The sequence below is a fragment of the Streptomyces sp. CHD11 genome, from assembly GCF_018638295.1.
Lineage (GTDB): Bacteria > Actinomycetota > Actinomycetes > Streptomycetales > Streptomycetaceae > Streptomyces.
Genome location: NZ_JABTTS010000060.1, coordinates 1 through 9,802 on the forward strand (window position 1 = coordinate 1; position 9,802 = coordinate 9,802).

Here is a 9,802-nt window from a genome sequence, read left to right on the forward strand (position 1 = left end):
GTTTCGGTGGTCATAGCGTAGGGGAAACGCCCGGTTACATTCCGAACCCGGAAGCTAAGCCTTACAGCGCCGATGGTACTGCAGGGGGGACCCTGTGGGAGAGTAGGACGCCGCCGAACAATCATTGCATTGAAAGCCCCCGTGCCCTTCGGCACGGGGGCTTTCTGCGTTTATGGTCAAGGTATGCGCTATGACCTCGTCATCTTCGACAACGACGGTGTACTCGTCGACAGCGAACCGATCTCCAATCGGCTGCTCGCGGACCAGCTCACCGAGTTCGGCCACCCGACGTCGTACGAGGACTCCATCCGCGACTACATGGGCTCCGCCATGCATCGCGTGCACGACCTCGTCGAGGAGCGGACCGGTCAGCGGTTGCCGGCGGATTTCGACGACGTCTTCCACACACGGGTCTTCGCCGCGTTCGAGCGGGAACTGAAGCCGGTGGCCGGCGCCGAGGACGTACTGGAGAGGCTGACCGCGGACGGGGTGCGGTTCTGCGTGGCGTCGTCCGGGCACCATGAGCGGATCCGGGTGGGGCACCGCACCACGGGGCTCGACCGGTGGTTCGACGACGGCCGGATCTTCAGCTCGCAGGACGTGGGACGGGGAAAGCCGGCACCCGACCTGTTTCTGTACGCGGCCGAGCGGATGGGGGTGCAGCCCGGGAGGTGCGTGGTCGTCGAGGACAGCCCGCTGGGCGTGCGGGCGGCGGTAGCGGCCGGGATGGACGTCTACGGGTTCACCGCGATGACGCCGGCCGGGAAGCTGGGGGCGGCCACACGATTCTTCGACGACATGCGGGAGTTGACCGCACTGCTGGCCGGGCAGAACTGACACCGATTCATCTTTGACCGGATCTACCCACCGGTACCCCCGGGCCATACGCTCGCCGCCATGACCGATGTGCTGCGGCGCGGCAGGGCCTCGCTGGCGTTCAGTTTTCTCGTGCAGGGCGTCGCCTTCGCTCTGCTCGTGACCCGGATTCCGGCCATCCAAAGCCGGTACGGAGTCTCCGACGCGCTGCTGCCCGTGTTCCTCGCCGCCGTTCCGATCCTGGCCGGCATCGGCAGTGTGACGACGGAGCGGCTGGTGAAGCGGGTTCCGCCGAGCCGGGTGCTGCGGTGGTCCCAGCCCCTCGTGCTGATGGCGCTGCTGGGGGTGGGCGCGGGGGAGCACATGGCGGTGCTGGGTTCGGCTCTGGCCGTCTTCGGGCTGGCGGTGGGGGCGCTGGACGCGTCGATGAACATGCTCGGAGTGAGCCTGCAGCGAGCCTACGGGCGGAGCATCATGCTCAGCTTCCACGCCGCGTACAGCCTGGGCGGGATCGTCGGTGCGTCGCTGGCGTGGGTGGGGGCGCACTGGGACCTGGCGCTGTGGGTGTCCTATCTGCCGGTGGTGCTGCTGCTGATGCCGGCCGCACTGGCCGGGAGCCGGTGGTATGCCGACCGCCGTGAGGAGGCGCCGGCCGACGGCATCAAGGCGGAAGCGGGTGCGGCCGTCGGTCTCAGGTGGATGCTGCCGCTGTGCCTGGTGATGACCGTCGCGTACATCGGGGACTCCACGGTCTCCAACTGGAGTGCGAAGTACCTCCAGGACGTGCTGGGAAGCTCGGAGGAGCTGGCGACCGTTCCCTACAACGTCTACATGGTCACCACGCTGCTGGGGCGGGCGCTGGGGGACGTCGGGGTCCGCCGGTTCGGGGCCGTGGCGGTGGTGCGGGCGGGAGGGCTGGTGGCGGCGGCGGGGTTCGCCGTGGTGGCCGGGGCTCCCGGTGCGTGGGTGGGGATGCTGGGGTTCACGCTGCTGGGGCTGGGGTTGTGTGTGCTGGTGCCGCAGACCTTCGCGGCGGCGGGACGGCGGGCCGCCGAGCGGGGCGGCCCCGGGGCGTCGGACGCGGCGGTCGCGCGGCTGAACGTCTTCAATTATGTGGGTTTTCTGATCGGTTCGCCTCTGGTCGGGGCGCTCGGTGATGCCTGGAGCTACCGGGGGGCGATGCTGGTGCCGATGCTTCTGGTGCTGGTGACACTGGTGTATGCCCGGTCGTTCGGAACCGAACCGGACCGATACGGTGGCGTTCATGAGCGGCCGCACACAGCTGATGTGGGACGAGGCAGTAACGGGCTATGACTTCGGCCGGGACCATCCGATGGACCCGGTCCGGCTCGCGCTGACCCGGAGTCTGGTCAGCGCCCTCGGGCTGGACCGTGAGGTGGAGGTGGTCGCGGCGAAGGCGGCCGGGACGTCGACGCTGCGGCTCGTCCACCGGGAGGACTACATCGAGGCGGTGCGGGCCGCGTCGGCGGACCCCGCTGCGGCGGACCAGGCGTACGGGCTCGGCACGGTGGACGATCCCGCGTTCGCCGGGATGCACGAGGTGTCGGCGCTGATCGCCGGGCAGTCCGTGGGCGCGGCGGAGGCCGTGTGGCGCGGGGAGGCGGCGCACGCGGTGAACTTCGCGGGCGGGCTGCACCACGCCATGCCGGGCGCCGCCTCCGGCTTCTGCGTGTACAACGACGCGGCCCTGGCCATCGCCCGGCTGCTGGAGCTGGGGGCCGAACGGGTCGCGTACGTCGACGTCGACGTGCATCACGGGGACGGGGTACAGGCGGCGTTCTGGGAGGACCCGCGTGTGCTGACGATCTCGCTGCACGAGCATCCCCGGACGCTCTTCCCGCAGACCGGCTGGCCGGAGGAGACGGGGGCGGACAGCGCCGAGGGCAGCGCGGTCAACGTCGCCCTGCCGGCCGGGACGGGGGACGCCGGGTGGCTGCGCGCGTTCCACTCGGTCGTGCCGGAGCTGATCGCGGACTTCCGGCCGCAGGTGCTGGTGACGCAGCACGGGGCCGATACACACTTCGAGGACCCGCTGGCGCATCTGGCGGTGTCGCTGGACGCGCAGCGGGCGGTGCAGGTGGCGTGTCACGAGCTGGCGCACGAGCACGCCGACGGGCGGTGGGTCGCGCTGGGCGGCGGGGGATACGCGGTGGTGGAGGTGGTGCCGCGGTCCTGGACCCATCTGGTGGGCATCGCGGCCGAGCGGCCCGTGGATCCGTCGACGATGATCCCCCAAGGCTGGCGGCAGGAGGTCTACGCCCGCACCCGGCAGCCGGCACCGCGGCGGATGTCGGACGGCCGGTGGCCGGTCGGCTGGGCCGCGTGGGACACGGGGTACGACCCCGCGGACCGCCTGGACCAGGCGGTCCTGGCGGCGCGGCGCGCGGTCTTCCCGCTGCGGGGGCTGCTCCCCTGACGGGCCACGGCTCCGGGCCGTTACGCCGACCGTGCGGTCTTCGGGCGGTTCCGGTCCCGTCCCGCGCCCGTGTCGCGCACCATCGCTTCCGTGCTGCTGACCACCGACGGCCTTCGCGCGCATCTCCTGGCTGCCCGGCTGGCCGGGATGGTGGGCACCACCAGGGAGGAGAGCCTGCGCAGTTACCGGCTCTTCGCGGCCCGCGATCCGCGCCTGCTGATCGGGCTGGACCCCGAACGGGTATGGGGGGAACGGGACCTGATCGCCTTGATGGCGGACAGATGTGGGGTTCCGGTCGATCCGGGGCGTACATCGGGCCATGATGTGATCGACCCCGACCGTACGCTCGCCGCTCTGGATGTCTGCGCCCAGCGGCTGGCGGTGGCCGCAGGGCGGGGCGCGCCGGTCCTCCTCGGCACCGGTCACCCGCACCGGCTGCTCGGCTTCTACGCCGCTCTGGCAGACGGTTTGTCGGCGGCGGGATGTGATGTCCTCACCCCGGCGCAGGGTCGCTGTGTCGACATAACGACCCGGTTCGGTCTACGCACGCACCGCCTCGACTATGTGCGAGGGGTCGGGCTCGTGCGGGACGCGACCTCGCAGCGCTCCGGTGGTGAGCCCGGCGCACACACGCACTCCCCCCTGCCGGTTCGGACCGCGCTCGCGGCGGCGGCCGACGCCGGCGGGCCGCTTCCGGAACTGGTGATCGGAGACCACGGCTGGGTCTGCGGGGCAGGTCAGCTGGGGTTCGAGGCGGTCGGTCCGGCCGACGTGAACGACCCCGCCCCGTTCGTCGGCGAGGCCGAGGGGACCGTCTTGCTGGTCGTTCCACTTGACGACGGGGTGCGGTCCGACCACTACCTGCCGCTGGCCCGCTACGTACTCAATCGAGCGTGTCTGTCACAGTAGGCCGCCGATGGGTGCACCTCTTCCCCACTCGCATCACCCGCCCCTACATTGGGGAGTGAGCACGCAACGACGAAGAGTCACCGGAAGGGGAAGCCGGTGGCCGTCGAGTGCGGAAGGTTCAGGTGTGTCATGGCTGCAGCTGGCGAGAGGCCTCTGAACGAGGTTCAGTTCCTTACCGTGGCGGAAGTCGCCTCGGTGATGCGAGTGTCGAAGATGACCGTGTACCGGCTGGTGCACAGTGGTCATCTGCCCGCGATCCGGGTGGGGCGGTCCTTCCGCGTCCCGGAGCAAGCGGTTCACGAGTACCTCCGCGAGAGCTATGTGGGGGTGGAAACCGCCTGACGGCGTGCCGGGGAGACCTCTTCACGGCACTCATGGGCCTCCCCGGTCACCTCGATTACGACCTCAGCGCTCGGGCGGGTAGGCTAGCCCCTCGTAGGTCGTGTGGGCCCATGGCGCCCAAACACCGAGTGATGAGAAGTGAGCGAGGGTAGTCGTGGGCTCTGTTATCAAGAAGCGGCGCAAGCGGATGGCCAAGAAGAAGCACCGCAAGCTGCTCAAGCGCACGCGCGTTCAGCGTCGCAACAAGAAGTAAGCGACCGCGCGGAAGCGTGTCCAGTGGCCCCCCCCCGTGATTCGGTGGGGGGCCACTGCCATTCGGAGTAGTCGTTACTTCAAGTATCCGGTCGGTACCACAGAGCTACGGCGACCCTATAGGTTGGCCGTCGGGAGCAGGGCGAGAGGAAGGCGCTGATCTTGGGAAAGGTCGTGCTTGTGACCGGTGTGGCCCGTCAGCTGGGGGGCCGTTTCGTCCGGCGGATCCTGCGGGATCCCGAGGTGGACCGGGTGATCGGGGTGGACGCGGTCCCGCCCGGACATCATCTGGGTGGCGCCGAGTTCGTCCAGGCGGACATCCGCCGGCCCACCATCGCGCGGGTGCTCGCCGAGGCGGGCGCCGACACGGTCGTCCACCTCGATGTCACGGGGACGCCCCTCGGCAGCGGCGGCCGGACCGCGCTCAAGGAGACCAACGTCATCGGCACCATGCAGCTGCTCGGTGCCTGCCAGAAGTCCCCGAGCATCAAACGGCTGGTCGTGAAGTCCAGCACGAACGTCTACGGCTCGGCGCCCCGTGATCCTGCGGTGTGCACCGAGACGACCCCGGCGAAGTCGCTGCCCAGCGGGGGCTTCGCGAAGGACACGGTGGAGGTCGAGGGCTATGTGCGGGGCTTCGCGCGCCGCCGTCCGGATGTCGCGGTGTGCGTGCTGAGGTTCGCCAACATCCTGGGGCCGGCCGCGGACAGCCCCCTCGCCTCCTACTTCTCGCTGCCGGTGCTGCCGACCGTCTTCGGATACGACCCCCGGCTGCAGTTCGTGCACGAGGACGATGTCGTCGAGGTGCTGCGGATCGGTTCGCACGAACCGAGGCGGGGCACGCTCAACAGCGGCACCTTCAACATCGCCGGCGACGGCGTGCTGCTGCTCTCGCAGTGCTCGCGGCGGCTGGGCAGGCCCACCGTGCCGCTGCTGCTTCCCGCGGTCACCTGGGCGGGCTCGCTGGTGCGTACGCTGGGGATGACGGACGTCTCGCCCGAGCAGATCCGGCTGCTCACGCACGGGCGGGTGGTGGCCACCGACCAGATGCGGGAGACACTGGGCTTCACCCCGAAGTACTCGACTGCAGAAACGTTCGCGGACTTCGTGCGCAGTCGTGGTCCCGGACTGCTTCCGCCGGAGGCCCTCGCGAGGGCCGTCGACCGGATCGCCGCGCTGCCCCTGCCGGGCAGCGGTCACCCCCCTACGCAGAGCGCCAACTGAGGAGCGCAGCAACGATGGCGGACGCCAAGGTCATTCCGTTCGACGACGACCACCGCTCCCGCGGGGGCGGCACACAGCGCCCGTCGCGCCGCCGCGGCGCGGGGAGCCGCCGCCAGGGCGGCGGGCGGTCCGCGGCGGTCGGGGAGGTCCAGCCACTGCCGGGCATGGCGTCCGTGCAGGAGGATGATCCGGTGACGGCTGACGACGAGCAGGCCGGGGAGCCGGCGGCCGCGGCAACCGGTGACCGTGACGACGGCGGTCTGGAGCGCCGGGTCGCGAGTGGTCTGGCCTTTCTGCGCCGTCGGCTCACCGGGGACTACGAGATCGATGACTTCGGCTACGACGGGGAACTCACCGACCAGGTCCTGATGTCGCTGCTGCGTCCGGTGTACGAGAAGTACTTCCGGGTCGAGGTGAAGGGCGTGGAGAACATCCCGTCGGAGGGGGGCGCCCTGATCGTCGCCAACCACTCCGGGACGGTGCCGGTGGACGGCCTGATGATGCAGGTAGCGGTCCACGATCACCATCCGGCCGACCGTCATCTGCGGCTGCTCGCCGCGGACCTGGTGTTCATGCTGCCCGTGGTCAACGAGCTCGCCCGCAAGCTCGGGCACACCCTGGCCTGCGCGGAGGACGCCGAGCGGCTGCTCGCGCAGGGGGAGTTGGTGGGGGTGATGCCGGAGGGGTTCAAGGGCATCGGGAAGCCGTTCGGCGAGCGGTACAAACTGCAGCGCTTCGGGCGTGGCGGGTTCGTCTCCACCGCGCTGCGGCAGGGCGCCCCGATCATTCCGTGCTCGATCGTCGGGGCGGAGGAGATCTACCCGATGATCGGCAACGCCAAGACGCTGGCCCGGCTGCTGGGCTTTCCCTACTTCCCGCTGACGCCGACGTTTCCCTGGCTCGGGCCGCTCGGGGCCGTGCCGCTGCCGACGAAGTGGACGATCCAGTTCGGGGAGCCCATTGCGACGGACGGGTATCCGCCGGAGGCGGCCGAGGACCCGATGCTGATGTTCAACCTGACCGATCAGGTCCGGGAGCAGATCCAGCACACGCTGTACAAGCTGCTGGTGCAGCGGCGGTCGGTGTTCTTCTAGAGGTCCACCCGGTTCTTCTGGAGGTCCTCCCGGTTCTTCTGGAGGTCCTCCCGGTTCTTCCGGAGGTCCACCCGCGGCACCGGGGGCGCCCCTCGTCATGAGGGCGCCCCCGGTCCTGCTCCGTGTCCTCGGCGTCCTGGGTGTCCTGGGTGTCCTGGGTGTCCTACTCCGCGTCCTCGGCGTCGATGCCCAGGCCCGGCAGGAGGCCGGGCAGCAGAGGCGGAAGGGTGACGTCGGGTGCGGGCGGCCGGGTGAGGGAGCCCGTGGGCGGCGGCGAGGAGTGGGGGTCGCTTTCCCGGGGCGGATCGAGCAGACCGCCGGTGTTGCCGCCGAGCAGCCCGTCGTCCGCACGGCCGGTTTCGGCGGAACCGGAAGGGTCGGCGCTGCGGGAGCCGCTGTCGCCGGAGCCACCGTCGCGGGTGTCGGGGGACTTCGAGGGGCCTGTGCCGGACGTGTCCCCGGGGGCGGGCGCGGAGCCACTGTGCCGGGTCGCGTCGCGGGCCTTGTCACTCGGGGGCCGGGGGAGCAGGGACTGCAGCGGGGCGACGTCTTCGTCCATGGCGTCGAAGACCGACGAGACCTGCTCACTGACGTCTCCCAGCTGCACCGGGAGCCGGTCGCGCAGGGTGCCCCAGTCCGCCCGGTGCGCCTGCGAGAACGAGGAGAGGGCCTGCATGGGGCCCAGGGAGTCCGGGTTCCGCTCGTAGGCCTCGCGCAGCAGCCGGTGACCCTCGGAGGCGTCGTGCCGCATGCCGGAGAGGGCGCGGCGGATCTCGCCGAGCGATTCGTGGTCGAGGGGGCCGCTGCGGCCGCGCTCCATGAGCCTGCGGGCTTCGCCGAGGCGGGTGGAGGCGTGGTCGAGGTAGACCCGGCCGCGCTCGTCGCCGCTGTCGGTGAGGCCGAGTTTCACATCCTCGATGCTGCGTTTGAGCCCGTAGAGGGAGTCGCCCGGCAGGGCGTCGGAGCTGGCCGCGGCGACGCCGCCGAGGGCGCCGGCGGCGACGCCGACGGTGAGCCCGCCCGCGGTGAGTCCCTTGGCGAGCCGCGAGCGTGGTCGCAGTCTGCCCAGGGGGGTTGCCCGGTGTGTGCCCTTCGCCCGGCGTGCACGCTGTTCGGGTACGGCCTGGTCCGTCGCCTCGCCCGCGGCGGTGCCCTCCTGGAGCATGGCCTCGAACGCGGCCACCAGCTGGGCCCGCTGGACGACCTTGACCTCGGGGTCCAGTTCCGGTTTGGGCAGCGCGCCGAGTCCGGAGGCCAGGGCGAGCAGCTGTGCCCGCTCGCCCTCTCCGGCGGCCGGTGCCGGTGCCGGTCCTTCGGACTGCTGGGCCGCCGTGCCCTGGTCGGACTGCTCCTCCAGGGCCTGGGCGAAGGCGTTCGCCCGCCGGTGCGCCGATACGTTCGCGATCACTGGCGGCACCTCCTCTCGTCATGACGGTCGACTCCCCAGGGGGTCCTGAGGGTTCCCCGCCCCGACCAAGGCCACACGATCGGGTGATCGAAGTCGGTCAGGGGGTGACCACAGGGAGCCTGTATCCCGCACAACGAGTGGCTCGGCACTTGGGTTACGGACATCGGATGCCCGAATGAGGAAGCCAACCGAGTTTCACGTACCGTGAGTTGATCGTCGCGGAACGTGTCTCGGTCGGCGGGTGTGTTCCGGTCGCCGGAGGGTTCCGGTCAGCGGGCGTCATCCGGCAGGAGCCGGGCGAGGGTGCGGACGGCCCGGTACTGGAGGGTCTTGATGGCGCCCTCGTTCTTGCCCATCACGCGCGCGGTCTCGGCGACGGACAGGCCGTTGAGGAATCGGAGCGTGACGCACTCCCGCTGTTGGGGGTTGAGCCGTCGTACGGCATCGAGGAGGGCGGCGTTGGACAGGGACTCGAGAACGGAATCCTCGGGGGAGCGCTCGACCTCGTTGGCGTCGAGCATCTCCCCGGTGGTGACCTCGAGGCGGAAGCGGCTGGACTTGAAGTGGTCGGCGACGAGGTTGCGGGCGATGGTCACCAGCCAGGCGCCGAAGTCGCGGCCCTGCCAGGTGAAGGTGCCGATGCGGCGCAGTGCCCGCAGGAAGGTCTCGCTGGTGAGGTCCTCGGCGGTCGCCTTTCCGCCGACGCGGTAGTAGATGTACCGGTACACGGTGTCGCTGTACTGGTCGTAGAGCCGTCCGAACGCCTCGGCCTCGCCGGCCTGTGCGCGCTCCACGAGGTCCATCATCCGGGCACTGTCGCTGTCGGCGGCGGGACGGCGGGTGGTGGTGGTCGGGCGCCCCCGTCTGCCGACGGCGGCGGTGCCCATGCCCTCGGCGAGGGCGTAGCACGGGCCGACGGGGACGGTGGCGAATGCGGGGACGGTCTGCGCGGTGGGGACGACGGCGCGCAGCATGTCTCGGGCTGTCGCGACGGTTGCGCGCAGCGTAGCCAGGCCCGAGGCGTCAACCCCGACGTGTGGGTACACGGGACTCCCAGAGGCAGAGCTTTCGATCACGTGCAGTACATGCAGTGCGGGGCCGTTCACCCGTCGTAGCGACGGGTTGGTCCCGGATTGCGTCTGAGGAGAATAACGCTTCGTGCAGGGCCTGCTACACCGAGTTGTTCAAATCGCCGATTACGTCGTTTCCGTAGCCGGTTGACGTTCGTTCAAGTGTGAAATGGCGACCTCGTTGACCGTGCCGTCCCCGCCGAGGGCGACCACCAGGTCTATGTCGTCGCTCTCCGCGGCCTGCCGGCCC

At 70.4% G+C, this 9,802-nt stretch carries 10 protein-coding genes, 1 rRNA gene and 1 pseudogene; 9 read left to right on the plus strand and 3 right to left on the minus strand.

What is annotated here, in order from left to right:
• Window positions 1–2 precede the first annotated feature (2 nt).
• The 9 genes from rrf (at window position 3) to HTV45_RS32925 (ending at window position 7,074) form a co-directional block, all read left to right on the plus strand.
• Window positions 3–119: ribosomal RNA gene (gene rrf, locus HTV45_RS32885) — 5S ribosomal RNA — on the plus strand.
• Window positions 120–183: 64 nt separating this feature from the next.
• The gene (locus HTV45_RS32890; RefSeq protein ID WP_215209558.1) at window positions 184–837 is read left to right on the plus strand and encodes an HAD family phosphatase; all 654 of its coding nucleotides are present in this window, start codon (window positions 184–186) and stop codon (window positions 835–837) included.
• 60 nt (window positions 838–897) lie between these two features.
• Window positions 898–2,130, plus strand: a complete 1,233-nt coding sequence (locus HTV45_RS32895; protein ID WP_215209559.1) for an MFS transporter — start codon at window positions 898–900, stop codon at window positions 2,128–2,130.
• The gene (locus tag HTV45_RS32900; RefSeq protein ID WP_215209560.1) at window positions 2,081–3,253 is read left to right on the plus strand and encodes an acetoin utilization protein AcuC; all 1,173 of its coding nucleotides are present in this window, start codon (window positions 2,081–2,083) and stop codon (window positions 3,251–3,253) included. Before HTV45_RS32895 ends, HTV45_RS32900 begins: the two co-directional genes overlap by 50 nt.
• A gap of 93 nt (window positions 3,254–3,346) precedes the next feature.
• The gene (locus HTV45_RS32905; protein ID WP_215209565.1) at window positions 3,347–4,162 is read left to right on the plus strand and encodes a phosphatase; all 816 of its coding nucleotides are present in this window, start codon (window positions 3,347–3,349) and stop codon (window positions 4,160–4,162) included.
• A 129-nt stretch (window positions 4,163–4,291) separates the two neighbouring features.
• Window positions 4,292–4,504 (plus strand): helix-turn-helix domain-containing protein, encoded by a 213-nt coding sequence (locus HTV45_RS32910; protein ID WP_004984898.1) that lies wholly within the window; start codon window positions 4,292–4,294, stop codon window positions 4,502–4,504.
• A 154-nt stretch (window positions 4,505–4,658) separates the two neighbouring features.
• Window positions 4,659–4,757, plus strand: a complete 99-nt coding sequence (locus HTV45_RS32915; RefSeq protein ID WP_003948845.1) for an AURKAIP1/COX24 domain-containing protein — start codon at window positions 4,659–4,661, stop codon at window positions 4,755–4,757.
• Window positions 4,758–4,918: 161 nt separating this feature from the next.
• A complete protein-coding gene (locus tag HTV45_RS32920; protein WP_215209561.1) occupies window positions 4,919–5,980 on the plus strand; it encodes an NAD-dependent epimerase/dehydratase family protein in 1,062 nt (353 codons plus the stop codon).
• Window positions 5,981–5,994: 14 nt separating this feature from the next.
• Window positions 5,995–7,074: a lysophospholipid acyltransferase family protein gene (locus HTV45_RS32925; RefSeq protein WP_215209562.1), complete on the plus strand. Its 1,080-nt coding sequence runs from the start codon at window positions 5,995–5,997 to the stop codon at window positions 7,072–7,074.
• 163 nt (window positions 7,075–7,237) lie between these two features.
• Here the strand turns inward: HTV45_RS32925 and HTV45_RS32930 are convergent, their stop codons facing one another.
• The 3 genes and pseudogenes from HTV45_RS32930 to HTV45_RS35250 all read right to left on the minus strand — a co-directional run.
• A complete protein-coding gene (locus tag HTV45_RS32930) occupies window positions 7,238–8,482 on the minus strand; it encodes a DUF5667 domain-containing protein (protein WP_215209563.1) in 1,245 nt (414 codons plus the stop codon).
• Window positions 8,483–8,751: 269 nt separating this feature from the next.
• Window positions 8,752–9,528 (minus strand): ECF subfamily RNA polymerase sigma factor, BldN family, encoded by a 777-nt coding sequence (locus tag HTV45_RS32935; RefSeq protein ID WP_215209564.1) that lies wholly within the window; start codon window positions 9,526–9,528, stop codon window positions 8,752–8,754.
• Between the two features lie 198 nt (window positions 9,529–9,726).
• Window positions 9,727–9,802 (minus strand): annotated as a pseudogene (locus tag HTV45_RS35250) (diacylglycerol kinase family protein); the annotation flags it as partial.